28 protein-coding genes, 1 tRNA gene and 2 pseudogenes are annotated in these 26,988 nt (G+C 52.3%); 10 read left to right on the plus strand and 21 right to left on the minus strand.

Going from position 1 to position 26,988, the window contains the following annotated elements; all coding sequences use genetic code 11:
• Positions 1-15: 15 nt before the first annotated feature.
• Entirely contained in the window at positions 16-243 is a 228-nt protein-coding gene (locus C4F37_RS00635) for a YccJ family protein (RefSeq protein ID WP_001143120.1), read from the plus strand.
• Positions 244-280: 37 nt separating this feature from the next.
• On the opposite strand, the gene agp is transcribed toward C4F37_RS00635, so the two are convergent.
• Both agp and C4F37_RS27680 read right to left on the minus strand, forming a co-directional pair.
• The gene (agp, locus tag C4F37_RS00640) at positions 281-1,522 is read right to left on the minus strand and encodes a bifunctional glucose-1-phosphatase/inositol phosphatase (RefSeq protein ID WP_001773887.1); all 1,242 of its coding nucleotides are present in this window, start codon (positions 1,520-1,522) and stop codon (positions 281-283) included.
• Positions 1,523-1,802: 280 nt separating this feature from the next.
• Positions 1,803-1,904 (minus strand): annotated as a pseudogene (locus C4F37_RS27680) (hypothetical protein); the annotation flags it as partial.
• Between the two features lie 152 nt (positions 1,905-2,056).
• On the opposite strand from C4F37_RS27680, the gene cbpA reads away from it, so the two are divergent.
• Positions 2,057-2,977, plus strand: a complete 921-nt coding sequence (gene cbpA / locus C4F37_RS00645; protein WP_000420625.1) for a curved DNA-binding protein — start codon at positions 2,057-2,059, stop codon at positions 2,975-2,977.
• On the plus strand, positions 2,977-3,282 hold the full coding sequence (cbpM, locus tag C4F37_RS00650) for a chaperone modulator CbpM (protein ID WP_000024569.1): 306 nt from the start codon (positions 2,977-2,979) through the stop codon (positions 3,280-3,282). Before cbpA ends, cbpM begins: the two co-directional genes overlap by 1 nt.
• 356 nt (positions 3,283-3,638) lie before the next feature.
• Here cbpM and torD read toward each other — a convergent pair whose 3' ends face one another.
• The 3 genes from torD to torC are packed head-to-tail and all read right to left on the minus strand — an operon-like array spanning position 3,639 to position 7,953.
• The gene (torD, locus tag C4F37_RS00655; protein WP_001538537.1) at positions 3,639-4,238 is read right to left on the minus strand and encodes a molecular chaperone TorD; all 600 of its coding nucleotides are present in this window, start codon (positions 4,236-4,238) and stop codon (positions 3,639-3,641) included.
• Positions 4,235-6,781: a trimethylamine-N-oxide reductase TorA gene (gene torA, locus C4F37_RS00660; RefSeq protein WP_001538536.1), complete on the minus strand. Its 2,547-nt coding sequence runs from the start codon at positions 6,779-6,781 to the stop codon at positions 4,235-4,237. Before torA ends, torD begins: the two co-directional genes overlap by 4 nt.
• Positions 6,781-7,953: a pentaheme c-type cytochrome TorC gene (gene torC, locus C4F37_RS00665; RefSeq protein WP_001230247.1), complete on the minus strand. Its 1,173-nt coding sequence runs from the start codon at positions 7,951-7,953 to the stop codon at positions 6,781-6,783. The genes torA and torC overlap by 1 nt, the downstream gene beginning before the upstream one ends.
• A 129-nt stretch (positions 7,954-8,082) precedes the next feature.
• Between torC and torR the strand changes: the two genes are divergently transcribed.
• Entirely contained in the window at positions 8,083-8,775 is a 693-nt protein-coding gene (gene torR / locus C4F37_RS00670) for a two-component system response regulator TorR (RefSeq protein WP_001120112.1), read from the plus strand.
• Here torR and torT read toward each other — a convergent pair.
• Entirely contained in the window at positions 8,748-9,776 is a 1,029-nt protein-coding gene (gene torT, locus C4F37_RS00675; protein WP_001264953.1) for a TMAO reductase system periplasmic protein TorT, read from the minus strand. The genes torR and torT overlap by 28 nt on opposite strands.
• Positions 9,777-9,858: 82 nt before the next feature.
• Between torT and torS the strand changes: the two are divergent.
• Both torS and C4F37_RS00685 read left to right on the plus strand, forming a co-directional pair.
• Positions 9,859-12,602: pseudogene (torS, locus tag C4F37_RS00680) on the plus strand (TMAO reductase system sensor histidine kinase/response regulator TorS).
• 71 nt (positions 12,603-12,673) lie between these two features.
• The gene (locus tag C4F37_RS00685; RefSeq protein ID WP_000818456.1) at positions 12,674-13,747 is read left to right on the plus strand and encodes a 4Fe-4S binding protein; all 1,074 of its coding nucleotides are present in this window, start codon (positions 12,674-12,676) and stop codon (positions 13,745-13,747) included.
• A 48-nt stretch (positions 13,748-13,795) separates the two neighbouring features.
• Here the strand turns inward: C4F37_RS00685 and C4F37_RS00690 are convergent, their stop codons facing one another.
• From C4F37_RS00690 to cspG, 4 genes are read right to left on the minus strand one after another with little or no spacing between them, the layout of a single operon-like run.
• A complete protein-coding gene (locus C4F37_RS00690) occupies positions 13,796-13,969 on the minus strand; it encodes a GnsA/GnsB family addiction module toxin (RefSeq protein ID WP_001019197.1) in 174 nt (57 codons plus the stop codon).
• Positions 13,959-14,189: a protein YmcE gene (ymcE, locus tag C4F37_RS00695; protein ID WP_012896763.1), complete on the minus strand. Its 231-nt coding sequence runs from the start codon at positions 14,187-14,189 to the stop codon at positions 13,959-13,961. Before ymcE ends, C4F37_RS00690 begins: the two co-directional genes overlap by 11 nt.
• Complete coding sequence (gene ymcF / locus C4F37_RS00700; protein WP_071524879.1) at positions 14,164-14,352, minus strand: cold shock small protein YmcF; 189 nt, start codon at positions 14,350-14,352, stop codon at positions 14,164-14,166. Before ymcF ends, ymcE begins: the two co-directional genes overlap by 26 nt.
• Positions 14,353-14,362: 10 nt before the next feature.
• On the minus strand, positions 14,363-14,575 hold the full coding sequence (gene cspG / locus C4F37_RS00705; protein ID WP_000066490.1) for a cold shock protein CspG: 213 nt from the start codon (positions 14,573-14,575) through the stop codon (positions 14,363-14,365).
• Positions 14,576-14,860: 285 nt separating this feature from the next.
• On the opposite strand from cspG, the gene cspH reads away from it, so the two are divergent.
• Positions 14,861-15,073 (plus strand): cold shock-like protein CspH, encoded by a 213-nt coding sequence (cspH, locus tag C4F37_RS00710; RefSeq protein WP_000087763.1) that lies wholly within the window; start codon positions 14,861-14,863, stop codon positions 15,071-15,073.
• Here cspH and appA read toward each other — a convergent pair.
• The 10 genes from appA to hyaA all read right to left on the minus strand — a co-directional run bounded on the left by appA (position 15,061) and on the right by hyaA (position 24,849).
• Positions 15,061-16,371, minus strand: a complete 1,311-nt coding sequence (gene appA, locus C4F37_RS00715; RefSeq protein WP_001538534.1) for a bifunctional acid phosphatase/4-phytase — start codon at positions 16,369-16,371, stop codon at positions 15,061-15,063. The genes cspH and appA overlap by 13 nt on opposite strands.
• Positions 16,372-16,450: 79 nt before the next feature.
• A complete protein-coding gene (gene cbdX, locus C4F37_RS00720) occupies positions 16,451-16,543 on the minus strand; it encodes a cytochrome bd-II oxidase subunit CbdX (RefSeq protein WP_000270305.1) in 93 nt (30 codons plus the stop codon).
• Positions 16,544-16,555: 12 nt separating this feature from the next.
• The gene (appB, locus tag C4F37_RS00725; RefSeq protein ID WP_000460803.1) at positions 16,556-17,692 is read right to left on the minus strand and encodes a cytochrome d ubiquinol oxidase subunit II; all 1,137 of its coding nucleotides are present in this window, start codon (positions 17,690-17,692) and stop codon (positions 16,556-16,558) included.
• An 11-nt stretch (positions 17,693-17,703) separates the two neighbouring features.
• Positions 17,704-19,248: a cytochrome bd-II oxidase subunit 1 gene (appC, locus tag C4F37_RS00730; protein WP_000263563.1), complete on the minus strand. Its 1,545-nt coding sequence runs from the start codon at positions 19,246-19,248 to the stop codon at positions 17,704-17,706.
• A 133-nt stretch (positions 19,249-19,381) separates the two neighbouring features.
• Entirely contained in the window at positions 19,382-20,239 is an 858-nt protein-coding gene (locus C4F37_RS00735; protein ID WP_000004930.1) for a hydrogenase expression/formation protein, read from the minus strand.
• Positions 20,236-20,634: a hydrogenase-1 operon protein HyaE gene (gene hyaE, locus C4F37_RS00740; protein WP_000063990.1), complete on the minus strand. Its 399-nt coding sequence runs from the start codon at positions 20,632-20,634 to the stop codon at positions 20,236-20,238. Before hyaE ends, C4F37_RS00735 begins: the two co-directional genes overlap by 4 nt.
• Entirely contained in the window at positions 20,631-21,218 is a 588-nt protein-coding gene (hyaD, locus tag C4F37_RS00745; RefSeq protein ID WP_000003675.1) for a hydrogenase 1 maturation protease, read from the minus strand. The genes hyaE and hyaD overlap by 4 nt, the downstream gene beginning before the upstream one ends.
• Complete coding sequence (hyaC, locus tag C4F37_RS00750; protein WP_001538533.1) at positions 21,215-21,922, minus strand: Ni/Fe-hydrogenase b-type cytochrome subunit; 708 nt, start codon at positions 21,920-21,922, stop codon at positions 21,215-21,217. The genes hyaD and hyaC overlap by 4 nt, the downstream gene beginning before the upstream one ends.
• Before the next feature lie 18 nt (positions 21,923-21,940).
• The gene (hyaB, locus tag C4F37_RS00755) at positions 21,941-23,734 is read right to left on the minus strand and encodes a Ni/Fe-hydrogenase large subunit (RefSeq protein WP_000107398.1); all 1,794 of its coding nucleotides are present in this window, start codon (positions 23,732-23,734) and stop codon (positions 21,941-21,943) included.
• Entirely contained in the window at positions 23,731-24,849 is a 1,119-nt protein-coding gene (hyaA, locus tag C4F37_RS00760; RefSeq protein WP_001538532.1) for a hydrogenase 1 small subunit, read from the minus strand. The genes hyaB and hyaA overlap by 4 nt, the downstream gene beginning before the upstream one ends.
• A gap of 426 nt (positions 24,850-25,275) precedes the next feature.
• Here hyaA and C4F37_RS00765 point away from each other — a divergent pair.
• The 3 genes from C4F37_RS00765 to tusE all read left to right on the plus strand — a co-directional run bounded on the left by C4F37_RS00765 (position 25,276) and on the right by tusE (position 26,649).
• Positions 25,276-25,363 (plus strand) — tRNA-Ser (locus C4F37_RS00765).
• Between the two features lie 206 nt (positions 25,364-25,569).
• Complete coding sequence (gene yccA, locus C4F37_RS00770; protein WP_001538531.1) at positions 25,570-26,229, plus strand: FtsH protease modulator YccA; 660 nt, start codon at positions 25,570-25,572, stop codon at positions 26,227-26,229.
• A gap of 90 nt (positions 26,230-26,319) precedes the next feature.
• Entirely contained in the window at positions 26,320-26,649 is a 330-nt protein-coding gene (gene tusE / locus C4F37_RS00775; protein ID WP_000904443.1) for a sulfurtransferase TusE, read from the plus strand.
• Here tusE and yccX read toward each other — a convergent pair.
• Positions 26,646-26,924: an acylphosphatase gene (yccX, locus tag C4F37_RS00780; RefSeq protein WP_000048225.1), complete on the minus strand. Its 279-nt coding sequence runs from the start codon at positions 26,922-26,924 to the stop codon at positions 26,646-26,648. The genes tusE and yccX overlap by 4 nt on opposite strands.
• Positions 26,925-26,988 lie beyond the last annotated feature (64 nt).

The following is a 26,988-nucleotide window of genomic DNA, read 5'->3' on the forward strand; positions in this document are numbered from 1 at the left end:
AACAGGAGGATACGCATGCCAACTCAAGAAGCGAAAGCTCATCACGTCGGTGAATGGGCATCTCTGCGCAATACGTCGCCGGAAATAGCCGAGGCCATTTTCGAAGTCGCCGGGTACGACGAAAAAATGGCGGAAAAGATTTGGGAAGAAGGTAGCGATGAAGTGTTAGTCAAAGCCTTTGCTAAGACCGATAAAGATTCGCTTTTTTGGGGCGAACAGACCATCGAACGTAAAAACGTTTAACCAGCGACTCCCCCGCTTCACGCGGGGGAGTTTTCTGTTATTTCACCGCTTCATTCAATACGCTATCAAACTTATCCATTGGGCAAAAACCGTTGGCATCTATCGGGCAACCGCTTAATTCCAGCGTCACGCGCTGCGCAGGTGCCTGCAGGGTTAACGCATCGGCATTACGTAACTGTTCCGCACTCTGGTACACATATTCAATTTTCATCAGGTCGCGATTGGCTTTGCTGTCATGCCAACGCTGGAAAACGATTTTGCCGCCAATCGGCGTGCGTTCGTTCTGGTCATGCAACTGATACGGTTTGAAATCCAGCGCCGTTAACAGAGAGGCAATGTTGGAGTCGTGCCCAACTAATACCGTGATTTTCGGTGCACTGGTGCGATCGGTGACCAGGGCTTTGTCGATATAACTGACCAGCGGTTTCGCAACATTGCGCGCCACTTCCGGTGAGGTAAACAGGCTGTCCTGGTAACCGTTTTTCAGCTTCGACAACACCTTCCACTGCTGGTCAGATTTGATTTCTCCCCAGGCCACCTGATCCATCGGAAAACCTTCGTAGTATTGCAAAGTAAACGCATCTACCAGCGAGTTGCCGACTTTCAGCGGCCCGGAAACGCCCGGTTCTTGTTGATACTTCGCGCTAAAGGTATTTTTGCCATCTACAAGCGAACATTGTTGCTTCTCTTTACACGCAGGAGAATCTTTATAGTTAACGATTTGTTCCAGTAGCTTGTAGCTGTCGGTAAGCTGGAGTTTGCTGAGCTCTTTCTCCATTGCCGCCACCGCCTGTTCACTGAATGCGGCGGAATCATCGGTGATCACTGGGTTAAAGGTGGGGTCCATAGTGCCCATTTTTTCCTGGTGATGAACAGGAATATCACACCCAGGGAATGCGCCAGTAATAAAGAACTGCGCGGTCGCGACGGTGCGTTGCAGACTATTGGCATAGGCATAAACGGTGTCCGATGGCGGGCATTCCCCTGATTTCACCATCCCCTGTTCTGCCAGCCATTCACGCATATAATGGCCCATATACACTTCGAGCACGCCCCCTTTAGTGGTGAGCTGCCCACCGGGGACGTCCCATTCAGGCCATTTATTCGGCGTCGACTGCTCCAGCACACTGCCATTGTTCGCCAGCGGCGCACGTAAGTTATGACGGCTCATCATAAGGACTTGCTGTAGCTGATAGCCTTCCGGTACGGTTTGTGCCTGAGCATTTGAAGCGAGTAAAACTATCCCTGCCACAGTTGCGGCGATTAGCGTTTTGTTCATTCCTCACACCTCTTTTGTTATCAATAATTAAAGAGTGTGACAGAAATATGTCATTTTTCCGGGAACAGGTTCGCAAAATGGCTCGTTGAACGCCTGTTTTTCTATATTCCCCTTTAAAAACAGGCAAGTTTTGACGCAAACTATGCCTGATTAGCCCCGGCCTCGTTTACGCCGCTAATGATTACATCAGTAGCTATAAAGAAAATCAGCGGCGTTACCATTACCAATAAAAAAAGAATGTGAGACTAATAGCAATGGTTTTTAGCACATGTCTTTATCATTAAATTGCATAACGATTTAAATAGTCGAGTTGTGCATTCCTTTCCTTATTGTTTAACTTGTAAGCATGAGCCAAAAGTTCAGGAGTGAGGTAAATAAAATATGTTCCTCCCACCTTGAGGCAACCTCCCCTCCGCGATGATTTCAATAACATATTCTGTGTTGGCATATGAAATTTTGAGGATTACCCTACACTTATAGGAGTTACCTTACAGGGGTTCCTTCAATTTGTGTTGATTTACGCGAGATAACGCTATGGAATTAAAGGATTATTACGCCATCATGGGCGTGAAACCGACGGACGATCTCAAGACAATCAAGACCGCCTATCGTCGACTGGCCCGCAAATACCATCCTGATGTCAGCAAAGAACCGGATGCCGAAGCCCGCTTCAAAGAGGTCGCCGAAGCCTGGGAAGTGTTAAGTGATGAACAACGTCGCGCTGAGTATGATCAGATGTGGCAACATCGCAACGATCCGCAATTTAACCGTCAGTTCCATCATGGCGACGGTCAGAGTTTTAACGCCGAAGATTTTGACGATATCTTCTCGTCAATTTTCGGTCAGCATGCCCGCCAGAGCCGTCAACGCCCCGCCACACGCGGCCACGATATTGAAATCGAAGTGGCGGTTTTCCTCGAAGAAACGCTTACTGAGCATAAGCGTACCATCAGCTATAACCTGCCGGTTTATAACGCCTTTGGCATGATCGAACAGGAAATCCCGAAAACGCTGAATGTGAAGATCCCGGCGGGCGTCGGCAATGGTCAACGCATCCGCCTGAAAGGCCAGGGGACGCCGGGCGAAAACGGCGGTCCAAATGGCGACCTGTGGCTGGTGATTCACATTGCGCCACATCCGCTGTTTGATATTGTCGGCCAGGATCTGGAAATAGTGGTGCCGGTTAGCCCGTGGGAAGCGGCGCTGGGTACTAAAGTCACCGTTCCAACACTGAAAGAAAGCATTTTGCTGACTATCCCGCCTGGCAGCCAGGCCGGGCAACGATTGCGCGTTAAAGGCAAAGGTCTGGTGAGCAAAAAACAGACCGGCGATCTGTATGCGGTACTGAAAATCGTGATGCCGCCGAAACCGGATGAAAACACTGCCGCGCTGTGGCAGCAACTGGCAGACGCCCAGTCGTCTTTTGATCCACGTAAAGATTGGGGGAAAGCATAATGGCTAATGTTACGGTGACTTTTACTATTACCGAATTTTGCCTGCATACCGGCATCTCTGAAGAGGAGTTGAATGAAATTGTCGGTTTGGGGGTGGTTGAACCGAGTGAGATCCAGGAGACAACCTGGGTATTTGACGACCATGCCGCCATTGTGGTGCAACGCGCGGTACGCCTGCGTCATGAACTGGCTCTGGACTGGCCGGGGATCGCGGTGGCGCTGACGTTAATGGATGATATTGCGCACCTGAAGCAGGAAAACCGCCTGCTGCGCCAGCGGCTTTCCCGGTTTGTGGCTCACCCGTGAGTTTGTTGCCTGATGCGACGCTTAACGCGTCTTATCAGGCCTACAAAGAGCACTGTTCCCGTAGGCCGGATAAGGCGTTCATGCCGCATCCGGCAACTGCGCCATAATGCCTGATGCGACGCTTAACGCATCTTATCAGGCCCACAAAAAGCACTGTTCCCGTAGGCCGGATAAGGCGTTCTCGCCGCATCCGGCAACTGCGCACTAATGCCTGATACGACGCTTAACGCATCTTATCAGGCCCACAAAAAGCACTGTTCCCGTAGGCCGGATAAGGCGTTCTCGCCGCATCCGGCAACTGCGCCATAATGCCTGATGCGACGCTTAACGCGTCTTATCAGGCCTACAAATCGGCATTATCCCTTTTGGTTGTCGCACTCCACCAACACCTGCAACAACTGGCTTAGTGCTGCGTAAAAACCAAAGCGGTCATACTGATGGCAACGCGCAACAAATTCCGGTAACCATTGCCGCAGCGCCGTCAGTGTTTTTTGCCGCAAACCGTCGATTCTTCGCGCAGGAACGGTCCCCTCTCCCAGCGAAAAATGCAGATGACTCAACAACTCGAGATAGATCGCCAGATGATCTGCCGGTTCGTTGAAATTGCCGCTGGTTTCCATCCCCGCCTCAACTAACAAGCGTTTAATCTCTTGCTCGTCCTGTTTGTAGGCCGATGCATACGGCAGCGCCGCTTGATTGTCGGTCATCAGAAACAGGCCGCAAAAGTCAGCGGCCAGTTCCAGACGGGCATCGTCACGTACTGTCAGAGTGGCAATACTGTTTTCCAGCCCATTCACCGTCGCAGTGAGCGGAGGTTCGCTTTTCAGCAACGAAAACCATTCAGCCATCTGCGCACTGGCGATTTGCGTCAGTTGTTCATCGTCCAGTTCACGGGAGAACAACTGCGCCAGCCAGGCGTAAACACAGGCAATCTGTTGTGCTGTCAGCGTGGTCATGATTTCACCTGCGACGCGGGAACATATTCGCACTGCGCCACCATCTCCACGGGGCCGTTAAACGCCGTCACCTGCTCCACTGTTCCGTTGTACTTCTCAATTTCCACCAGCGTAGTGTGCGCACTGGTCGCCTGCGCCAGCTGCGAAGTACCGATGTCGATGGTCAACACGTTGGGGTTACCGTATTTGCACAGCGCCCCTGGCTCGCCGCCTTTGTCCGGATCGTACCATGCCCCTTCGTGAATTCGCGCCACGCCGGGTGCATAACGGTCAGAAACCACTGCTCCAGCCAACACCTGACCACGAACGTTAAAGACGCGTACCACATCACCGTGACGAATACCGCGCGCGCTGGCATCCTGCGGGCTAATAAATACTGGCTCTTTACCCGCTACGGTATATTGCTGACGCAGAGTTTCCGACTCACATAACTGCGAGTGAAGTCGGAAATCCGGATGCACAGATTGCAGATGCAACGGATACTTCTGCGAGCCAGGCCCACCGTGGGAGCGTTCGATTTTCTCAAACCACATCGGATGCCCCTGACAATCGTCGTAGTTCATGTCGGCGATGGTTTTTGAGTAGATCTCAATCAGGCCACTCGGCGTGCCCAGCGGTTCGAGATCCGGATCTTCGCGGAATGCCTGGTGGCGAACAAACATCTGCGGATGGTCAAACTCGACGTACTCTTTGTTATTCCAGAAGTCATCAAACGCTGGCAGATGAACGCCGCGTCCTTTGCCTTGTTGTACACCTTCCTGCCAGATGCGTTTCAGCCAGCCCATCTCGTCCAGCCCTTCGGTAAAGGCTTCTTCGCGATTAAAGCGGCGGCACAGCTCGCGGAAAATATCAAAGTCGTTGCGCGCCTCGAACTGCGGCGGCACGACCTGTTTCATGGCGATGATGCCACGATTGGAGTGGTTGCCGTACTGGTCGAGATCGTTACGCTCAAACTGCGTGGTCGCAGGCAGCACGATATCGGCAAAGCGGCAGGTTGAGGTCCACTGGTTATCTATGGCGATAACCGTTTCCAGCTTGCGCCAGCCTTCAATAATGCGGTTGATCTGCTGATGGCGATGGAACGGGTTAGTTCCGGCAAAAATACACATTTTCAGCGGCGGCAGTTTTACCGATTTACCGTTCCAGTTGATCACTTTCCCCGGTTCGAGGATCGCATCGATAAAACGGGCAATCGGAATGGTGCTGCTGTAGCCTTTGTAGTCACTGTTGTCGTGAACAGGCGGAATCGACGTAGAACCGGAGAAACCACTCAGAATAACGCCTTTACGCCCCGGCGTGCCTGCGCCGTTATAGTGCCAGCCAAAACCGAAGCCACCACCCGGCAGGCCAATTTGCCCCAGCATCGCCGCCAGAACCACAATCATCCACGCCCACTGTTCACCGTGCTGCATACGCTGTACGCACCAACCAGCAATAATCTGCGTTCTGTTCGCCGCCATCTGCCGCGCCAGCCCACGAATGGTTTCGGCATCAATGCCGGTCAGTTTTTCAGCCCATGCGGCATCTTTCGGCTGACCGTCTTTCTCACCCAGCAGATACGGCAGGAACTGCTCAAAACCTACACAGTAGTTAGCGAGGAAGTTTTTGTCGTACAGGTTTTCACCGTACAGCGTATACGCCAGCGCCAGTTGCAGCGGCACGTCAGTTTGCGGGTTAACCGCAATGTGCTTCACATGCTCGCGCCCCAGATACTCATGGGTGGATGTGACAACAGGATCGATGCTGATGACCTCAATTTCACCGGCGGCGACTTTCGCTTTTAGCTGCTCGTAATATTCATAAACATCGTGATCCGGGCACCACCAGTTCGCTTGCTGGTTTTTCAGCAAATCGGAGCCCCACAGCACAATGGTTTTGCTGTTCTGCAATACCAGCGGCCAGGAGGTTTGCTGTTCATACACTTCCATTGAGCCAACCACGCGCGGCAAGATCACCTGCGCAGCACCGGTAGAGTAATCTCCGCCCGTACCAACGCTATTACCATGCAAGGCAATAGCTTTCGCCAGCATCCCCGAAGCGTTATGGAACATCCCCGTCGATTGCCAACCACTGGCGGTCAGCAAGGCACTCGGCCCGTGAGTTTTCTGTACGCGTTCCAGTTCTTCATAGAACATGTCGAGGGCTTCATCCCAGCTCACGCGCACAAAACGGTTATCACCGCGCTGGGAGATGTCGCTCAGATGGCGCTTACGCAGCCAGTCCACGCGTACCATCGGGTAACGAATACGCGCCGCGTTGTGTACATGATCCGGCAATCCGGCGATCATTTTCGACGGATATTTATCCAGTTCGAACGGTTTTGCTGCCACAAAGCGACCATCCTTCACCGTCGCGCGGATAGCCCCCCAGTGCGACCCGGTAAGAATGCCCTCTTTCGAGATGACAGCCTCAGTCGCCGCTTGCGCCGCAGTCGCACGGCGCGGCGTTAACAATGACGGCCCCAGCATCCCGGCGACGGTTAAGCCGCCGAGTTGTGCCAGAAAACGCCGACGTGATGCCTGAAAGAGATCGTTATTGTTCATTATTTTTCTTCCTTCTTATCGCCGTGAGCTTTACCTGCGGTGTCAGACGCATTCATTTGCAGATATTTCAACAAGGTGCGTTCTTCACGTTTATCGAGGCTGGTAAAGCCAATCATGCCGTTGAGCGTGCCGATCCAACCGTTAGCGTCAAAGTGGGATATTTCCGGTGCGCCGTGGCACTGGTTACAGGTGCCGTTGTACAGCGAATCCGCATAAGCCCAGATCGGTTTGATATCGTTCACCATGTCGCCTTTCTTCATCCACGCAGTGGCCTGCAACTTGCTCCACTCGGTATTGGTGTCGGCAACGGTGGTTTTCTCCAGTGTTTTCACCTGCTGCTGCACATCACCACGAATCGAGGCAACAAAGATGCGTTTACCTGGGAATTGGGTGAGTACACGCTGACGTCCTGCACTTTCCGTCCAGCCAGTGATTTCAATTTGCAGCCAGTCGCCGTCACGTTTAAGGACTTTCACTTCCGAAGCAGGCAGCAGAGAACCAGACGCTTCTTTATCGCCTTTCGCCGCATAAATCGGCTTAATATCAATGGAGTACAGCGTGTCACCACTATCATTAGCACTGGCGCGCAGCTCATCGAACTGCTTACGGAAGCCACTACTCATATCCGGTAACTGGTGGGCAATACCTTTATGACAGTCGATGCAGGATTGATTATCTTTCGCTGCCACCTTCATCTGACGCGCCGCTTCAGGATGCTGCTTCGCATGATCCATCGCATCGTAGTTATGGCAGGAGCGGCAGGTTGCCGAGTTGTTTTCTTTCATTCGCGCCCATTCACGCTCGGCAAGTTCCGCGCGTTTGGCTTCAAATTTCTCAGGTGTATCAATGGAGTGGGCAATAAAGGTCTGGTAAATGTCGTTGCTCGCTTCCAGTTTGCGCTTCACCATGCCTGGAATATCCGGCGGGATATGACAGTCATGGCATTCAGCTCGCACGCCGGAGGCGTTCTGGAAATGCACCGACTGTTTATATTCTTCATACACCGGTTGCATACTGTGGCAACTGACACAAAATTCGGTTGTGCTGGTGACTTTGATCCCAACGTGTGGCAATACAATCAGCGCAATGCCAATCACAATCCCAGTAGCGACCAGCGCCAGTACCGACCAACGAGCACTGGGTCGGCGTAGCGCGTTCCAGAGTTTCCGCATAATAGCCCCTGTAAAATTATGGTTTAGTGAAGCGATCTTAATGAGCAAATATGAACAGCGGCACTGGTCAGGATGAACGGCTTACGGCAGAATATGAACAGATATGAACAGAATGAGTAAAACCCTCTGATGCCACATCACATTGTTATTGTTGAAGATGAGCCGGTTACCCAGGCGCGATTACAATCTTACTTCACTCAGGAGGGGTATACCGTTTCCGTTACGGCGAGCGGTGCCGGGCTGCGGGAAATTATGCAGAATCAGCCGGTGGATTTGATTCTGCTGGATATCAATTTGCCCGATGAAAATGGCCTGATGTTAACCCGCGCCCTGCGAGAACGCTCAACGGTGGGGATTATTCTGGTTACCGGACGCAGCGATCGGATTGACCGTATTGTTGGGCTGGAAATGGGCGCAGACGATTACGTCACCAAACCGCTGGAGCTGCGCGAACTGGTGGTACGAGTGAAAAATTTGCTCTGGCGAATCGACCTCGCGCGACAGGCGCAACCGCACACTCAGGACAACTGCTATCGCTTTGCCGGTTATTGCCTGAATGTGTCGCGCCATACGCTGGAGCGGGATGGAGAGCCGATTAAACTGACCCGCGCAGAGTATGAAATGCTGGTGGCGTTTGTGACCAATCCCGGCGAAATTCTCAGCCGTGAACGTCTGCTGCGTATGCTCTCTGCGCGTCGGGTGGAAAACCCTGACCTGCGCACCGTCGATGTGTTAATTCGTCGTTTACGCCATAAACTCAGTGCAGATTTACTGGTGACACAACATGGCGAAGGTTATTTCTTAGCCGCTGATGTGTGCTGATAAAAATAGACCGGACGAAATCCCCCTGGTGACAGCGAGCGACGGATATGTTCGCGGTCGGCATTTTTCGGCGTCATGACTAAAATCGGTGGGCTGACATTATCAGACACCGATTGCCCCTGTAATTGCCTGATAGCCTGCTCAACCGCCAGTTCCCCCTGCCAGACCATTTGATCGCTGGCTGCCATAATCACTCTTCCCCGCTTCAACCCGCGATACACCTGATGTGAAAGATAAAACGACACCACGGTAAGCGGCGTTTTCAGGTTGCGCCCTTCCCCCATTGCCGCCTCTGCCGCAATGGCCGTTCCGGCAACGACGTCGATTTCTGGATGGCGTTCCAGCATCTCCTGCAACAGGTTACGCTGGATTTCAATATCGTTATCACCGAGCGCAATATCAACAATACGTACCGGGCTTCCGGCAATGGCTGCGCGAAAACCCTCTACCATCTCCTTACTGCCCCCGGCGTTATCGGGGCCGGGCATCAACAGCACGTTCAGTGGTTTACCGTGCGCCCATTGCACCAGATATCGCCCTGGTTGATAGCCCATCTGAAACCAAGGCACACCAACGCGGCTTTTCACCTGGGGAGCATCAATAGCATTCACCAGTTCGATCACCGGCAGATTTGCTACCTGCTTTTGCAGATCGGGAAATGACGTCGTGCTACTACCGAGCAAAATGGCCTCTGCGCCCCACTGTTTACATTGGTCGATTTGTGCTTGCTGGGTAGCCAACTGGCTGTAGCCGCCTGCCTCCAGCACTTTTAAATCCACACCGTAGCGGCGAGCAGCCTCCTGCATACCATAGTTCAACGATAACCAGTATGAATCTTTCAGGCTGGGATAAAGCGCGCACAGTTTCCATGCGCGTTTGGCTTTAAGCGGCGTAGAGGCTTGCACCGTGTAATGCTGCGCATCATGCCAGCGCAACAGGTTATCAGCCGAAAATGCCGATAACATGAAAAGGGAAAGAAGTAAAAATAGCAGTACGCGCATGATAGCCTCATCAATAATAAGGCTTTATGCTAGATGCATTCTGCTTTGCGACTCAACCTTTTTCACCTAAAGTGCACCGACCGTGAATTTAACCCTGACCCGAAGACTCTGGATGGGCTTTGCCCTGATGGCGCTGTTAACCCTGACCAGTACCCTGGTGGGATGGTACAACCTGCGCTTTATCAGCCTGGTGGAAAAAGACAACACTCAGGCATTGATTCCTACCATGAATATGGCGCGCCAGTTGAGCGAAGCCAGCGCCTGGGAACTTTTCGCCGCGCAGAACCTGACCAGTGCCGATAACGAAAAGATGTGGCAGGCGCAGGGGCGAATGCTCACCGCACAAAGCCTGAAGATTAATGCGTTGCTGCAAGCGTTACGGGAACAAGGTTTTGACACCACCGCTATTGAACAACAGGAGCAGGAGATCTCCCGTTCGTTACGTCAGCAAGGGGAACTGGTGGGACAGCGTTTGCAACTGCGCCAGCAACAACAGCAACTCAGTCAGCAGATAGTCGCCGCCGCCGATGAGATCGCACGCCTGGCGCAAGGTCAGGCGAATAATGCGGCAACCTCCGCCGGAGCGACCCAGGCCGGGATTTACGATTTGATCGAACAACATCAGCGTCAGGCCGCAGAAAGTGCACTCGATCGGCTGATTGATATCGATCTTGAGTATGTTAACCAGATGAATGAACTGCGCCTTAGCGCCCTACGGGTGCAGCAAATGGTGATGAATCTGGGGCTGGAACAGATCCAGAAAAATGCGCCAACGCTGGAAAAGCAGCTCAATAATGCGGTGAAAATTCTGCAACGTCGGCAAATACGCATTGAAGATCCGGGTGTTCGTACTCAGGTAGCAACAACGTTAACTACCGTTAGCCAATATAGCGATTTGCTGGCGCTGTATCAGCAGGACAGTGAAATCAGCAATCACCTGCAAACTCTCGCCCAAAATAACATCGCCCAATTCGCGCAGTTTAGTAGCGAAGTCAGTCAGCTGGTCGACACCATTGAGCTGCGTAATCAGCACGGGCTGGCACATCTGGAAAAAGCCAGTGCACGCGGGCAATACAGCCTGTTATTGCTGGGATTAGTTTCTCTTTGCGCACTGATTCTGATCCTCTGGCGCGTGGTTTATCGCTCAGTCACGCGCCCTCTTGCAGAACAAACGCAGGCGCTGCAACGCTTGCTGGATGGTGATATCGACTCCCCTTTCCCGGAAACCGCTGGCGTACGGGAACTGGATACCATCGGGCGGCTGATGGATGCGTTTCGCAGCAGTGTTCATGCACTGAATCGCCACCGCGAACAGCTGGCGGCGCAGGTCAAAGCGCGTACAGCTGAATTGCAGGAACTGGTGATAGAACACCGACAGGCACGGGCGGAAGCAGAAAAAGCCAGCCAGGCAAAATCGGCGTTTCTGGCGGCGATGAGCCATGAGATCCGCACACCGCTGTACGGTATTCTCGGCACCGCGCAACTGCTGGCAGATAACCCCGCACTTAACGCCCAGCGCGATGATTTGCGGGCGATTACCGACTCTGGTGAATCGTTGCTGACCATCCTCAACGATATTCTCGATTATTCGGCTATCGAAGCAGGTGGCAAGAATGTTTCGGTCAGCGATGAACCCTTTGAACCGCGCCCGCTGCTGGAAAGTACCCTGCAATTAATGAGCGGAAGGGTGAAAGGTCGCCCGATTCGCCTGGCAACAGAAATTGCCGACGATGTACCGACTGCGTTAATGGGCGATCCGCGGCGTATTCGTCAGGTCATCACCAACCTGTTGAGCAACGCCCTGCGTTTCACCGACGAAGGGCACATTATCCTGCGTAGTCGCACTGATGGCGAACAATGGCTGGTCGAAGTGGAAGACAGCGGCTGCGGTATTGATCCCGCGAAACTGGCAGAAATCTTCCAGCCATTTGTTCAGGTTAGCGGCAAACGCGGCGGCACCGGGCTGGGGCTGACTATCAGTAGCCGTCTGGCCCAGGCGATGGGCGGCGAACTGAGCGCCACCAGCACGCCGGAGGTTGGAAGCTGTTTTTGTTTACGCTTGCCGTTACGTGTTGCCACTGCACCCGTGCCAAAAACAGTCAATCAGGCGGTGCGTCTGGACGGTTTACGTTTGCTGTTAATTGAAGATAACCCGCTAACCCAGCGAATTACCGTTGAGATGCTGAACATCAGTGGTGCGCAGGTTGTTGCTGTTGGCAATGCCGTGCAGGCTTTAGAAACACTGCAAAATAGTGAACCGTTTGCTGCCGCACTGGTGGATTTTGATCTGCCGGATATCGACGGCATTACGCTTGCCCGACAACTGGCACAGCAATATCCGTCGCTGGTTTTGATTGGCTTTAGCGCCCATGTCATTGACGAAACACTGCGACAGCGTACCAGTTCGCTATTTCGCGGGATTATCCCTAAACCGGTGCCGCGTGAAGTGCTCGGTCAATTACTGGCGCACTATCTCCAACTGCAAGTCAATAACGATCAACCGCTGGATGTATCGCAACTCAATGAAGATGCTCATTTAATGGGGGCGGAGAAGATCCACGAATGGCTGATATTATTTAAACAACATGCCCTGCCGCTTCTCGATGAAATCGACATTGCCCGCGCCAGTCAGGATAACGAGAAAATAAAGCGTGCCGCACATCAGCTAAAAAGCAGTTGCTCGAGTCTGGGAATGCGTAGCGCCAGCCAGCAATGCGCACAACTGGAGCAGCAGCCATTATCTGCCCCCCTTCCACACGAAGAAATTACACGCAGTGTTGCCGCTCTGGAAGCATGGTTAATAAGAAAGACCTGAACGCGATTTGAATCAATATCAGCCAGTTAAGAACAACTAGAATAGTGGCATTTTGTATGCAACTTAACGGACTGGCAAAATCATGGCAGAGAAAAAAAGAACCCGCTGGCAGCGGCGGCCAGGCACGACGGGCGGCAAATTACCGTGGAATGACTGGCGCAATGCCACGACCTGGCGTAAAGCGACGCAATTATTACTGTTGGCAATTAATATTTATATTGCCATCACGTTCTGGTATTGGGTGCGCTATTACGAAACGGCAGGTAGTACGACATTTGTCGCCAGACCGGGAGGTATCGAAGGCTGGCTACCGATTGCCGGTCTGATGAATCTGAAATATAGCCTTGCAACAGGTCAGTTACCGTCCGTCCACGCCGCCGCGATGCTGTTATTGGTCGCTTTTATCGTCATCAGTCTATTACTCAAAAAGGCCTTTTGTTCATGGTTATGCCCGGTTGGTACGCTTTCTGAATTAATCGGCGATCTCGGTAACAAACTGTTTGGTCGGCAATTTGTCCTTCCCCGCTGGCTGGATATTCCTCTGCGCGGCGTGAAGTATTTGCTGTTGAGTTTTTTTCTCTATATCGCGTTATTGATGCCCGCTCAGGCGATTCACTATTTTATGTTGTCGCCCTACAGCGTGGTGATGGACGTTAAAATGCTCGATTTCTTTCGTCATATGGGGACCGCGACATTAATCAGCATGATCGTTTTGCTGATTGCCAGCCTGTTTATTCGCCATGCCTGGTGTCGTTATCTTTGCCCATATGGCGCGCTGATGGGCGTGGTTTCGCTATTATCGCCGTTTAAGATTCGTCGCAATGCCGAAAGTTGTATCGATTGTGGCAAATGCGCAAAAAGTTGCCCATCACGGATCCCGGTCGATAAATTAATTCAGGTACGAACAGTGGAATGTACCGGCTGTATGACTTGCGTAGAGTCATGTCCGGTAGCCTCAACATTGACCTTTTCACTGCAAAAACCTGCGGCAAATAAAAAAGCCTTTGCGTTGTCTGGATGGTTAATGACGCTACTGGTTATGGGGATTATGTTTGCGGCGATTGGTTACGCAATCTATGCGGGAGTATGGCAAAGCCCGGTGCCGGAGGAATTGTACCAACGCTTAATTCCGCAATCGCCAATGATTGGTCACTAAATTAGCAACAAGCGGAACATCACCTCGCACGGGGTGATGTTCACAAAATCACATTATTTTGATTTTGACATCATAACTTTCAAGCCCGGTCATTTTTTCTCGTGCGGTGAAGCGAATTTCAGAGACTTCTTTCCCTGTATTCTTGTTCAGCTCGGCGATTTTTTGCGCGATAAAGTCGGCGATTTCCGTTTCGGCTTGTTTTTTTAACTCTTCAATATTCACTGTTAACCTCTTCTGGTCTTAAAAGACAGCAACACGCCAGTAAGGTGTTGGTTCCCGGTACCCTGGTCAGGTAAGAAATGTTATAAGCCATCTCCCCGAAAGATTCAATAATCAACAGGTTATCGCTTACTATACGTACAGCATTGAAGAAAAATAAGGCAGATATAAAAAAGGCTCCACGAGGGAGCCTGATATTATTTTGTGAAATCCAGCGGCGCATGGTCAGTGCGTATTTGCAGCGCGACGTTATCAAAGGTGATCATCGTCGATTTACAAAAAATGCACTTTGCACCCAAAGGGTTTCGCTCCGTCACATCGAATGCCGATGTGCGGTACTGTGAACCATGGCAACATGGACAGCGGAAATGGAGATGTTGAGTAATAACGGCAACCTTAGAGCGTAACAACGTTCGCTGCCGCGGGACCACGTTGCCCCTGCTCAATAGAAAATTCAACTTTCTGATTTTCGTTCAGCGTGCGGAATTCATTGCTCTGGATGGCAGTGAAATGGACGAAAACGTCTTTGCTGCCATCATCAGGAGTGATAAAGCCAAAACCTTTATCTGCGTTAAACCATTTTACTAAACCAGTCATTTTATTAGACATATTTTACTTCCTTCATTTTGGGCCTTTCGGCAAACAGGGCTTTAATACAGAAACTACTTAGTGTTCAGGAGAGAGACTCAAAAGAAGGGGATAATGCCTGATAATGAGAACTGCTTTAGTAAACTACTTTGTATGCTGTCTGTCTTTCAAACCGACGCAGCTATTAACGCATGATAATTGAGATTAAGCAAATTTTATTTTAGCCGTCCGGCGGTCTTAAATATCGCTGGCTTTATTTTATTAACCCCGTATAGTGCAGCGCAGTATTTTCAGTAAGGAATTTGTTTGTCCCGTAAAATGACAGGAATTGTCAAAACCTTTGATCGCAAAAGCGGCAAAGGATTCATTATCCCCTCCGACGGTCGTAAAGAAGTCCAGGTCCATATTTCCGCATTCACTCCCCGCGACGCAGAAGTGCTTATACCAGGATTACGCGTGGAATTTTGCCGCGTAAATGGCCTGCGTGGACCAACAGCGGCAAATGTTTATTTGTCTTGATGGAGAGCGCACGCTGGTATGCGTGCTTCATTCGCGATTTGCGTAAAACCTGCCAACGAACACATGCCCTGCGCATTTCGCTCTTCACATCCTGCCAGGGTCAGTTTCACCTCTCCGGGCGGCGTATTTAATGACAGCGGCGTTTTATCACGCATCTGCTGTAAAGTCTGGAAGACCAGCGAAACCTGAATCCACTGGCTGTTATCGCTTAGCCGACGCCAGCGTTCAAACACCAGTTCACCACCTGGCGGTGTGTTATCCGGCTGACCTGGAAGCGTCCAGTTGAGCTCCAGTGCGCCGCCGAGATTTGCCAGATTAGTATCGTGTCCGGCAATAAACAGCACTGAAGTGGGTAATGTCACACCATACGCCTGTTTTTGCGGTGGATGGGGCGTCAACGCTGCCATGATCAAATCCAATAACGGGGTGGCGCGACTGCGGGCAACCTCTGGCGTGCGTTGTAGTAAATAAAATTGCGCGTTATGCAAACTTAGCAAGGTGTTCCACTGGTGTGAATCAGTGATCCTTCCCCACCCCGGCTCCGGCATTCCTTGTGCCTGTTGCAGGAGAAATATCTCCGTCAGCATTGATGCGAGGCTTACCGCACCGGTTAATGAGACATTGTCGGCGCTCACCTTGAGTTCCGATGGTAATGCCTGCGTTAATGAACAGCTTTCGTCCTGTTTCTCACGGTTAAGGCACAAGTTTGATTGCGGAAAATTAAGCACTCGTTCCAGTTCGCGAAACGCCGTTTGCCGATGCCCGGTAAAGTCAGCAATTGACCCTCCTGCCCTGCTGAGGATCGCGTCAGTCACGTTCGCATTATCCAGTTGGCAAACGCCAGTTTTTAGGGGATTAAATAACGGATCGGGACTGGAGGTATCTGCCTGGGTATGTACGGTTATTGCACAGTCAGGTGCCAGCCCGGCGGCGAAGGCTTCGCCTGTTTTACGGGTACGCTCGTCGACATCAGCAATAATCGCGACCTGACCAGGCTGCGGGCAGCCCTTTTTCGCCAGCAATCCGTCAGCCACCAGACGCTGGCGTTGGTAATGTCCGAGATAGGCGATCAGCTCACCACCGCGCGGTGTCAGCCAACCCAGTTTTACCGGCCAGGTTGGCCATGCGTCTGGGGTGACATCCTGCATCAGTTGCGTGGCCTTGGTTGGTGCACGCACACCATGACGACTGACAATCACCACACTTTCCAGCTTCAGCTCCGGCTCACTCTGAGCGAATGCAGATTGCGGGGTTAACGGAATCAGAAGAGATAAAAATGGGATTAAGATCGCTTTCATCGATATGTTTCCGCTTTTCATATCTGACATTATTGATTGCCTGATGAGATGCTAATGCGCCACATCAGGCTTACGTTCGTTAACTTTTCAGACGCGGGTCCAGCCATACCAACACAAGGGTGGAGAGCGAACACATCAACAAAATGCCGACGAACCAAAGTAAATACCACATTGTTCCTGCTCCTTAGTACAGCTCGTTTTCGTTACGGCGGAGAGTTTCTGTCGTCATGCGCCCCCACATTTTGTAGTAGCTCCAGAGAGTGTAGAGCAACACAATGGGCAAAAATATCAGCACGATTACCAACATAATGCTCAGCGTCAGCTGACTGGAAGTGCTGTCCCACAACGTCAGGCTGGAGATCGGACTCACGCTTGACGGCATGACAAAGGGGAACAGCGTGATGCCTGCCGTGAAAATCACGCCAAATTGCATCAATGACGCCATCAAAAATCCCCAACCCGGGCGACCACGATAAATCGCCATCACCGTCAGCAATGGGCAGAAGAACCCCAGCAGCGGGAAGATCCACAAAACGGGCGATTCGACGAAATTATTCATCCAGGCACCAGGTAGCACTGCCACCAGTTTCATTAGCGGATTGGAAGGACCGTTAGCATCCTGGGCGAGCAGTACAAAGCCATCAATACCAACCCACAGCCAGTAACCCGCCAGCAAAAAGCACAGCATCACCAGTAGTGCGGCGCGTTTGGTCGCCAGCTGTGAACGCAGATGAATCACACCAACAGTTTTCAGTTGTAACCAGACGCCACCTTGCAAAATCACCATCCCAAGACTGAGCAATCCACACAATAAAGGGAATGGCGTCAGCAGTTGCCAGAAGCTGCCGAGATATTCCACGCGTAATTGCGGTGTGAAAGCAAACGGCACGCCGAGCAGCAAGTTGCCGAATGCAATACCGAAGACTACCGGCGGCACCAGACTGCCGATGACCAGTCCGGCATCCCACATTTTACGCCAGCGTGCATCGGCGATTTTTCCGCGATAATCAAAGGCCAGCGGGCGGAAGAACAGCGAGCACAGCACCAGAATCATCGCCACATAAAAGCCGGAAAACGCCGCTGCATACACTCTGGGCCAGGCGGCAAATAATGCCCCACCTGCGAGGATCAACCAGACCTGATTGCCTTCCCAGTGCGCGCCAACGCTGTTTATCACTATCCGACGTTCATCATCATTACGCGCCACCAGCGGCAGCAGACAGCCGATCCCCATGTCAAATCCGTCGGAGATCATAAAGACCACCAGGATCACGCCAATCAGCAGCCACCAGATGAAGCGCAATGTTTCATAATCAAACATGATTTTCTCCTTTACCCCTGTTGCTGCGTCGGTTGTTCACTCTGCATCGCGCTCGGCCCCAGACGGGCATATTTCTGCATCAGGTAGACTTCGGCGATTAAGAACAGGGTGTAAAGCCCTACGATCATGATCAGTGAGAAAGCCAGTTGTCCTGTGGTTAAGGCGGAGTGCGCGGAGTATGTCGGTAAGATGTCTTGTATCGCCCACGGCTGACGACCAAACTCGGTCATAAACCATCCGGCTTCAATCGCAATCCACGGCAGCGGCAAACTCCAGAGCGCCATTTTCAGCACCCAGCGATGCTGGTCGATTTTGCCACGCAGCGTCTGGACAAGCGCAATCAGCATCACCAGTAGCAGCAGGGAACCACAGCCCACCATGATGCGGAAACTCCAGAATACCGGCGCAACCTGAGGTATCGCGCCACGCATCGCCGCCTGGTACTGTGCGGCTGTGACATGATTCATATCCGGCGCATAGCGGGAGAGCAACATGCCGTAACCCAGGTCGCCTTCCAGCTCCCGGAATGCCTGCAACACATGCGGCTCACGATTGCCTTGCGATATTTCCTGCATTAACAGCCACGCCATACGTCCGCGTTGCAAGCGTGGGTAGGTTTCAGCCATCAAATTCTTCAGACCCGGCACGGGTTTATCTAATGAATGAGTGGCGAGGATTCCTAGCAGCGCGGGAATTTTGATAGCAAAGGCGTTACGCTCTTGATCCTGTTCCGGCCAGGCAACCACATGGAACGGTGCAGGTGCAGGTTCCGTTTGCCACTCCCCTTCCATCGCCGCCAGTTTTACCGGTTGTACTTGCGCGACTTCATACGCAGAACTGTCTCCGAGTTGCAGCGTACCGATAATCGCCAGAGTACCGAAGACGGAACCGATGGCAAACGAGCGTAATGCGACATCGCGCTCCCGTCCGCGCAGTAAATACCAGGCGCTGATCGCCATAATAAACATAGCCCCGGTCACGTATCCCGCCATTACGGTGTGCACAAATTTCACCTGGCTGACCGGGTTAAAGACCAGCTCGCTGAAACTGGTCATCTCCATACGCAGGGTGTCGATATCAAAATGCGCACCGGTCGGGTATTGCATCCAACCGTTGGCATTCAATATCCACAACGCAGAGAGATTTGAACCGAACGCCACCAGCCACGTCACCAGCAGGTGCTGGTATTTATTCAGCCGCTGCCAGCCGAAGAAGAACAGCCCGACAAAGGTGGATTCGAGGAAGAAGGCCATTAATGCTTCCATCGCCAGCGGTGCGCCAAAAATATCGCCCACATAGTTGGAATAGAATGACCAGTTAGTACCAAACTGAAACTCCATGGTCAGGCCGGTAGCCACGCCAAGAGCAAAGTTGATACCGAAGAGCTTACCCCAGAAGCGCGTCATATCGCGGTAGATTGTTTTGCCGGTGACCACGTAAATGGTTTCCATGATAGCCAGCAAAAAAATCAGCCCCAGGGTAAGGGGTACAAATAAAAAGTGATACAGCGCGGTCAGAGCAAACTGCCAGCGCGATAAATCAATGACATCCCACATGCGCACTCCTGTAGGCGAAGAGAGAAAAATAACCCGTTAATGGTAGATCTCCCTCTTTATCCTGAAACTCTACGACCAGAGGTATTCGCCGATTGCGATATTCATAAGCCTGAAAGCGATACTTACCGTCTTTTTACGTCGGTGCACCTTCCGCCAGCCACTGGCATACCTCGCTAAGCCGCTGCGCAGAGTCGACCAAATCTTCTGGCGCTGCCAGCACCACTTCCGGTATTGGGCAGATTTCATAACTTTCCAGTAACGGGCCTTTTAAGGTGTCCGTACAGCGTAAATGCCAGACATGGCGTAACCCCGTGGCGTTGATATAGCTCTCGCCATAGCCAATGGTACGAATCTGAATATTTCCCGGCCCACAGAGACGTGAGAGAAAAAGCCGGTCAGCTTCGCTGATGGGTAATTGCGTCAGATTAATGCTGTGCGGCTGCGCGTCGGGGTTACGTACATGTGCCAGTAATTCATGGGCCAACGGTAGGCCATTCATCAGGCCATCAATGGGCGGCGGTAGCAACGAGTCTGTTGGCAAGACGTTTTGCGTTGCCGCCTGCCACAACGCCAGCGGTGCGCAGCCAGCCTCCAGTTTGTCTTCCAGCAACTGTTCGCCGTGACGTCTGCGCACCCGCCATAATCCGCAGAAGATCGCCTCCTGAATTTCACTTTCACTGTCGTCAGCCTGCTGAATGCGCACTGACACTTCCCCTTCCCCGAGAAGCGTATTGATAAAGTGACGATCGTCGGCGTTGAGATTTAACAGATCGACTGCCAGCACCTCGCCCAACGGCGGTTGGCGTTCGCTTAGTTGATGTTGTAACTCGTTTAACAGCGCAATCACCTGCGGGCTGTGAGCACATTGCTCCAGGGCCGCCATACTCGGTTCACCATTCACCCGACAGGTGATCGGCAGTGGATTCATGCTGAAACTGTCATCGTTCGGTTGCGTTCCTGGCCCCAGCAGATGGAAAAAAGTTTCGCTCATGAAGCACGCTCCTGTTGCGGTTCGACAAGCCCGCGCATCAGGTTTATCAGTTCCGCCCACGGGTGAATACCATTCAGCACGCCGCGATAGTTTCCGCCGGTAAACACTAATGTGGCGGGAAAGCGAAAGACGCCAAAGCGATCGCCGATGGCTTCGCTCTGCTCAAGATCAGCAATCGCTACCTGCCATGTATAGTCGGGAAACTCGCGCAGTAATTCGCCAATCATTACCGGGTTATCGCTGACTTCTGGCGTGCGTTTCGGGTCACTACTTAATAACACCACGCCGTCTGGCGCTTGCGTAAGCCAGTCGTCAAGACGGCATTCACTGACCGGCGTCCAGCCACGTGCCAGCATTCGTTGCCACAACGCATTAAATGGTGTGTCGTTGCTCATCCCTGTTTCTCCAGCCTCATCCTGTACTGACGCAAGCGAACGCCTTCGTAATTTTCCATCGACAGACAGTCATAATTGAGACAGCGCAACTCCTCAGTCGGTTGCGGTACAATTCCCCAGGCCGCCAGCTGTACCAGCGCCGCCTGTTCCGCAGCGGGCAGTTGCTCCCGCGCCAGTTCGCTCAGGCTGCCGCCGTAGTCGTCGAGCATCGCGGGTTGCAGACCGACGAGGGCAATATATGCTGGCAGATGTCCGCGGATATCTGCCAGCGCCAGCACTTCGGAGAAACTGTTCTGGTGCAGGCTCATTTTCTTCGCGCTGAGATAAGCTGGAATGCGTTCTCCGGCATACGTTCGTAGCGTTCCGGGTTCCAGCCCGTAATCAATGGCATCGAGAATCAACAGATGACTGGCGCTTTCGACATACCCCAGCAAGTTCAGTCCTTGGGTGCCGCCATCGACAATCTCCACATACTCGGGCCAGTGGTAATGGGCATACAGCCGTTCCGCCACCCGCACGCCGAAGCCTTCATCGGCCCACAGCAGGTTACCCAGCCCCATTACCACCACGCGTTGCTCGCTCATGAACGCTCCTTGTTACTTATTTTGCCAAATTTGTGGCTACGGTAGCCGTTGACCATAGTGGAGATCACCGTGTCGTCGGACATGATGTCTTCACGCAGCGCCATGTAGACATGACCGATCACAAACGCGCCAATCAGCCACATCCCCAGCCGATGCCAGCTGTGAATGTCCATTGAGTTGCCACCCGTCCAGTAGAAAAATTCCACCACATAACGGAACGGCGCAAAAATAGCGTACTGGCTGTGTTCGCTGTACAGCGCAAAGCCGGTGATGATCATAAAAACTGACATCAGGAAATAGCCGAACATCGCCGCCTGGGCGATGGGGTTATGGCCTATATCGGCACTCGGACGTTTTGCCAGAAACAGATACCAGCGGATTCCATACCACACGCCCTGCCACCAGCTTTTACGCCATACCGGCACGATAAACAGCTCGCGGGAGTAACGATTGCCAACAAAAGCCCAGTAGATCCGCATCAGCAAGACCACGGTAAAAATCATCCCGGCGCTGAAGTGAATTAACCTGATGTAGCCCATATAGAACAGATACGTCGCCTCGCCGCTGACGGAAGGTAGCGGCTTGCCGATAAAGTAACCGGTGACCATCAACACCGCCATGCATAACACTGTCAGCCAGTGCCATATCCGCACGGGTGCTTCAAAGACATAGTGACTGACAACGTTGTCGCTTTTCTGTTGCATGATGATTCTCCTTCGCTGTTAACGCACCTGCACGGAGATAAGCTCGCTACCGTCGTCGCCCAGCACGTGTGTTGAACAGGCGAGGCACGGGTCAAAGCTGTGCAGAGTACGCAGGATCTCCAGCGGTTGCTCGGGGATCGCCATTTTGGTGTTCATCAGCGCCGCTTCATAAGCGCCAATCTGCCCTTTGGGATCGCGCGGGCTGGCGTTCCAGGTGGTCGGCACCACGCACTGGTAGAGATCAATCTTGCCATCGCGAATGGCAGCCCAGTGGCCTAACGCCCCGCGCGGCGCTTCGGTAAAACCGACACCACGGCACTCTGTCGGCCAGGTTGCTGGTTCCCATTTTTCCGTGGAAGCGGTGGCAAGATTGCCGTTTTTCAGGTTGGTCATCAGTTTATCGAAGAAATACTGCAACTTACCTGCGGCCCACTGCGCTTCGTGCGCGCGACACAAAATGCGGCCCAACGTTGACTGGATGCCGGAAAGCGGCAGTTTCAACGCCGACATCATACGATCGACCGACTCAACGGTCGCAGCATCGCCTTTGTGATAAGCGATTAACGTGCGTGCCAGCGGCCCCACTTCCATCGCGTTACCGCGCCAGCGTGGCGCTTTGATCCACGAGTAGCGTTCCTGTTCATTCAGCTGCTGAATGTTGGTATCGCTGCCTTTGACATCGCCGGGGTTGTACCACGGGTCGGTAATGCCATCGAACGGATGACGCCCCACCTGATCGTTGGGATAACGATACCAGGCGTGGTCGACAAACTCCTGCACCTGCTGCGGATCAACCAAATCCACTGGCAGCACATTGTTGAAGTCGCCGTTAATCACCGCGCCGCCAGGCATCAGCAGACTTTTCTCACTAAAGTCGTTGGCAATATCCGGGAATGCGCCGTAGCTGAGGACACATTTATCAGAAAGACCCGTGCCGATTTCGCTCCACGGTTTGTTGAACTGGCCGATGGCTAAGGCGTCGGGGATCATCACGTTGTTAATGAAATCCGCCGTACGGGTAATGATCGACTGCACCAGGTTCAGGCGTTCCATATTGACCGCCCCGACTGCGCCGCTTTCGTCAATGTTAATGGCGCAAGGCATCCCGCCGACAATCCAGTTTGGATGCGGGTTTTTACCACCAAAGACCGCGTGGATTTTGACAATTTCACGCTGGAAATCGAGAGCTTCGAGATAGTGGGCAAAGCCCATCAGGTTGGCTTCTGGCGGCAGTTTGTACTGCGGGTGCCCCCAGTAGCCATTGCGGAAGATCCCCAACTGCCCGCCTTCAACGAATTTCTTCAGGCGGTTTTGTACGTCGAAGAAATAGCCAGGGGATGATTTCGGCCATGAGGAGAGGCTTTGCGCCAGTTCGGAGGTTTTCCGCGGGTCGGCTTTCAGCGCATCTAACACATCGATCCAGTCCATCCCGGCAAGCTGATAGAAGTGCACCAGATGATCGTGGCACCAGAGCGTTGCCAGCATAATGTTGCGGATGATATTGGCGTTATCCGGCACTTTAATACCGATGGCATCTTCGATGGCGTAAACCGAAGCCAGGGCGTGTACGCCAGTACAGACGCCGCAGATACGTTCAACGAACGCCCACGCATCGCGCGGGTCACGCCCTTGCAGGATGATCTCCAGCCCGCGAAACATGGTGCCGCAGGAGACGGCATTGGTGATCACATTCTGATCGTTAATATTCACTTCGCAGCGCATGTGGCCTTCAATGCGCGTAATCGGGTCGACCACCAGGCGGCGTCCGGCATTGTTGATGGTGTATCCCTGAGTTTCGTACTGAGTGCTCATGCCTGTTTATCCTCATTGCCTGGCTGATGTTCGGTTTCTGTAGGTTGCTGGTTATGACGTCTGCGCTGGTCAACGGCGCTGGCGACTGCGTGCACACCAACAGCCGCTGCCACCACGCCAAGCGCGGTTAAACCGACGGTGTCGGCGGTGGAATGGGTACCCATTTGTGGAATATCGACCACGCGGCTGTAGAACGAACCGCGATCCCAGAAACCATTTTCCGCACAACCCAGGCAGCCGTGACCTGACTGGATCGGGAAGGAAACGCCATCGTTCCAGCGTGTGGAGGAACAGGCGTTATAGGTGGTAGGCCCTTTGCAGCCCATTTTGTACAGGCAGTAACCTTTGCGGGCAGCGTCATCATCCCAACTCTGCACGAACTCTCCGGCGTCGAAGTGAGCGCGGCGATAGCATTTATCGTGGATTCGCTGACCATAGAACATCAACGGACGGCCCATTCTGTCGACATCTGGCAAGCGATCAAAGGTCACCATGTAAGTAATGATGGCGCTCATCACATCCGGGATCGGTGGGCAGCCAGGTACTTTGATAATAGGTTTGTCGGTGATGACTTTGTCGATAGGCGTTGCCTGCGTCGGATTGGGTCGCGCGGCCTGCACGCAGCCCCAGGACGCGCAGGTTCCCCAGGCGATAATCGCACTGGCTCCGGCAGCGGCACGTTTGAGTTTCTCAATAAACGGTCGACCGCTGCTGATACAGAACATCCCCAGCTCGCCCAGCGGCGGATTACCTTCAACGGCGAGGATATATTTGCCATTGTATTGCGTGATGATGTCTTCAAAGACTTCTTCCGCCTGGGTTCCGGCGGCAGCCATCAAAGTATCGTCGTAATCGAGGGAAATCAGGGAAAGGATGACGTCCTTTGCCAGCGGGTGAGCGGAGCGGATAAAAGATTCGGTACAGCAGGTGCATTCCAGACCGTGGATCCATACCACCGGAATGCGCGGTTTGTTCTCCAGCGCCCAGGCAATCTTTGGTGCCATTCCCGCGCCTAATCCCAGCGACGTGGCAGCCAGACTACAATATTTGAGAAAGCTGCGCCGGGTAACGCCCTGACGCCGCATGGCCTGGTAAAATGTTTCCTCGTTATTCATATCGCACGTCTCTTCTCCTTGCGACACCGGCAGGACACCGGGCGCTTATGGTCGGCAAGCGACGTCCCTGTAGCAAGGCAAACCATCGCTTCACGTGAGATGCTGAAAACGAAAGCTCATCCTTCTGCACTGGCGCACGTCGCCAGAAAGTATTGTTAATAAAGCGTAGTGAAACTTTTGCACAAAACAATACAAACTGTGTGGATTTATCTTTTAGCGATAAAAATGGACCTATTTTTCTTTTTGCCGGGCAGTGGGGATGTTTAGCCGGTTGCTAAACGAGTAAAAGAGAAGGAATTCATGGTGATGAAATGATCAATCTGCTGTTATTTCACGCTATCAATGCACTTTTGACTGTTTTTCAGGCAAACAAACAAATTAGGGGTTTACACGCCGCATCGGGATGTTTATAGTGCGCGTCATTCCGGAAGTGTGGCCGAGCGGTTGAAGGCACCGGTCTTGAAAACCGGCGACCCGAAAGGGTTCCAGAGTTCGAATCTCTGCGCTTCCGCCAAATAAGATAAGGGGTTAGCTAACTGCTAACCCCTTTTTCTTTTGCCTGTCGAAATTCTCAGGGCGTTATATTTGCTTAATGACCTGATAATCCGCTGTTAAACCTGTTCCAGATCAAATGCGTAAAGATGGGTAAAACTTCTGGGTGCCCTTACGCATTATCATTATGCTGCTTAATTAATTACATCTGTCATAGAGAGTGACTCAATGGATCGTATTGTTAGTTCTTCACATGACCGTACATCACTGCTTAGCACCCATAAGGTGCTGCGTAATACCTATTTTATGCTGAGCCTGACGCTGGCCTTTTCGGCGATTACCGCAACTGCCAGTACGGTGCTGATGCTGCCATCTCCAGGTCTGATTCTGACGCTGGTGGGTATGTATGGTTTGATGTTCCTGACCTATAAAACGGCGAATAAGCCGACCGGGATTATCTCCGCATTCGCCTTTACCGGTTTTCTGGGATATATCCTCGGACCAATTCTGAACACCTACCTGTCTGCCGGAATGGGTGACGTAATCGCTATGGCACTGGGCGGAACGGCGTTGGTGTTCTTCTGCTGCTCTGCGTATGTGCTGACCACCCGCAAAGATATGTCGTTCCTTGGCGGTATGCTGATGGCGGGTATTGTGGTGGTGCTGATTGGCATGGTTGCTAATATCTTCCTGCAACTGCCTGCTCTGCATCTGGCGATCAGCGCGGTCTTCATTCTGATCTCCTCTGGCGCTATTTTGTTTGAAACCAGCAACATCATTCATGGCGGTGAAACGAACTATATTCGTGCCACGGTTAGCCTGTATGTTTCGCTGTACAACATCTTCGTCAGCCTGCTGAGCATTCTGGGCTTCGCCAGCCGCGATTAATCTCGCCCAAGGTTACTTACCGAGCCTCGCTTTATGCGGGGCTTTGTTTTTTGTTACACTGCCGCCAGTCTGATTAAGGTAGTAATAATTATGCTGATCTTCGAAGGTAAAGAGATAGAAACGGATACCGAAGGCTATCTCAAAGAAAGCAGCCAGTGGAGTGAGCCGCTGGCAGTGGTGATTGCAGAGAACGAAGGGATTACGCTGTCGCCAGAACACTGGGAAGTGGTGCGTTTTGTGCGTGATTTCTATCTGGAATTCAATACTTCTCCGGCGATTCGTATGCTGGTAAAAGCGATGGCGAATAAATTTGGCGAAGAAAAAGGAAACAGCCGCTATTTATACCGACTGTTTCCGAAAGGTCCGGCTAAGCAAGCCACCAAAATTGCTGGCCTGCCAAAACCGGTAAAATGTATTTAACGGATACGAAAATCGGTTAATTCCCCCGAGGGATGATGCGGCTCGCTGAGCACCCGTTCCACACGCGCAGAACGCGGGCCGCCACTCTTTAACCACTGCATTAATTTTTCCACCTGCCCTTCTTCACCGCAGGCAACCACTTCCACGCTGCCATCGTCAAGATTTTTGGCGTACCCGGCTAATCCCAGTTTTTTCGCTTCGTACTGCGTGGTATAGCGAAATCCAACGCCCTGAACTCGCCCGTAAACCCAGGCAATTATGCAGACTTTCGACATTGCTGCTCTCCTTATCCTTAATGGACGCGTTGCAAATCCATGGAAAACTCCGGACAATGACGCC

It is taken from the genome of Escherichia sp. R1 (genome assembly GCF_003000935.1).
Taxonomy (GTDB): domain Bacteria; phylum Pseudomonadota; class Gammaproteobacteria; order Enterobacterales; family Enterobacteriaceae; genus Escherichia; species Escherichia coli.

Excerpts from the sequence above, each read along its gene's own strand:
- C4F37_RS00635 (WP_001143120.1), top strand. The coding sequence starts at position 16 with ATGCCAACTCAAGAAGCGAAAGCTCATCACGTCGGTGAATGGGCATCT.
- agp (WP_001773887.1), bottom strand. The coding sequence starts at position 1,522 with ATGAACAAAACGCTAATCGCCGCAACTGTGGCAGGGATAGTTTTACTC.
- cbpA (WP_000420625.1), top strand. The coding sequence starts at position 2,057 with ATGGAATTAAAGGATTATTACGCCATCATGGGCGTGAAACCGACGGAC.
- cbpM (WP_000024569.1), top strand. The coding sequence starts at position 2,977 with ATGGCTAATGTTACGGTGACTTTTACTATTACCGAATTTTGCCTGCAT.
- torD (WP_001538537.1), bottom strand. The coding sequence starts at position 4,238 with ATGACCACGCTGACAGCACAACAGATTGCCTGTGTTTACGCCTGGCTG.
- torA (WP_001538536.1), bottom strand. The coding sequence starts at position 6,781 with ATGAACAATAACGATCTCTTTCAGGCATCACGTCGGCGTTTTCTGGCA.
- torC (WP_001230247.1), bottom strand. The coding sequence starts at position 7,953 with ATGCGGAAACTCTGGAACGCGCTACGCCGACCCAGTGCTCGTTGGTCG.
- torR (WP_001120112.1), top strand. The coding sequence starts at position 8,083 with ATGCCACATCACATTGTTATTGTTGAAGATGAGCCGGTTACCCAGGCG.
- torT (WP_001264953.1), bottom strand. The coding sequence starts at position 9,776 with ATGCGCGTACTGCTATTTTTACTTCTTTCCCTTTTCATGTTATCGGCA.
- C4F37_RS00685 (WP_000818456.1), top strand. The coding sequence starts at position 12,674 with ATGGCAGAGAAAAAAAGAACCCGCTGGCAGCGGCGGCCAGGCACGACG.
- ymcE (WP_012896763.1), bottom strand. The coding sequence starts at position 14,189 with ATGCGCCGCTGGATTTCACAAAATAATATCAGGCTCCCTCGTGGAGCC.
- cspG (WP_000066490.1), bottom strand. The coding sequence starts at position 14,575 with ATGTCTAATAAAATGACTGGTTTAGTAAAATGGTTTAACGCAGATAAA.
- appA (WP_001538534.1), bottom strand. The coding sequence starts at position 16,371 with ATGAAAGCGATCTTAATCCCATTTTTATCTCTTCTGATTCCGTTAACC.
- cbdX (WP_000270305.1), bottom strand. The coding sequence starts at position 16,543 with ATGTGGTATTTACTTTGGTTCGTCGGCATTTTGTTGATGTGTTCGCTC.
- appB (WP_000460803.1), bottom strand. The coding sequence starts at position 17,692 with ATGTTTGATTATGAAACATTGCGCTTCATCTGGTGGCTGCTGATTGGC.
- appC (WP_000263563.1), bottom strand. The coding sequence starts at position 19,248 with ATGTGGGATGTCATTGATTTATCGCGCTGGCAGTTTGCTCTGACCGCG.
- C4F37_RS00735 (WP_000004930.1), bottom strand. The coding sequence starts at position 20,239 with ATGAGCGAAACTTTTTTCCATCTGCTGGGGCCAGGAACGCAACCGAAC.
- hyaE (WP_000063990.1), bottom strand. The coding sequence starts at position 20,634 with ATGAGCAACGACACACCATTTAATGCGTTGTGGCAACGAATGCTGGCA.
- hyaD (WP_000003675.1), bottom strand. The coding sequence starts at position 21,218 with ATGAGCGAGCAACGCGTGGTGGTAATGGGGCTGGGTAACCTGCTGTGG.
- hyaC (WP_001538533.1), bottom strand. The coding sequence starts at position 21,922 with ATGCAACAGAAAAGCGACAACGTTGTCAGTCACTATGTCTTTGAAGCA.
- hyaB (WP_000107398.1), bottom strand. The coding sequence starts at position 23,734 with ATGAGCACTCAGTACGAAACTCAGGGATACACCATCAACAATGCCGGA.
- hyaA (WP_001538532.1), bottom strand. The coding sequence starts at position 24,849 with ATGAATAACGAGGAAACATTTTACCAGGCCATGCGGCGTCAGGGCGTT.
- yccA (WP_001538531.1), top strand. The coding sequence starts at position 25,570 with ATGGATCGTATTGTTAGTTCTTCACATGACCGTACATCACTGCTTAGC.
- tusE (WP_000904443.1), top strand. The coding sequence starts at position 26,320 with ATGCTGATCTTCGAAGGTAAAGAGATAGAAACGGATACCGAAGGCTAT.
- yccX (WP_000048225.1), bottom strand. The coding sequence starts at position 26,924 with ATGTCGAAAGTCTGCATAATTGCCTGGGTTTACGGGCGAGTTCAGGGC.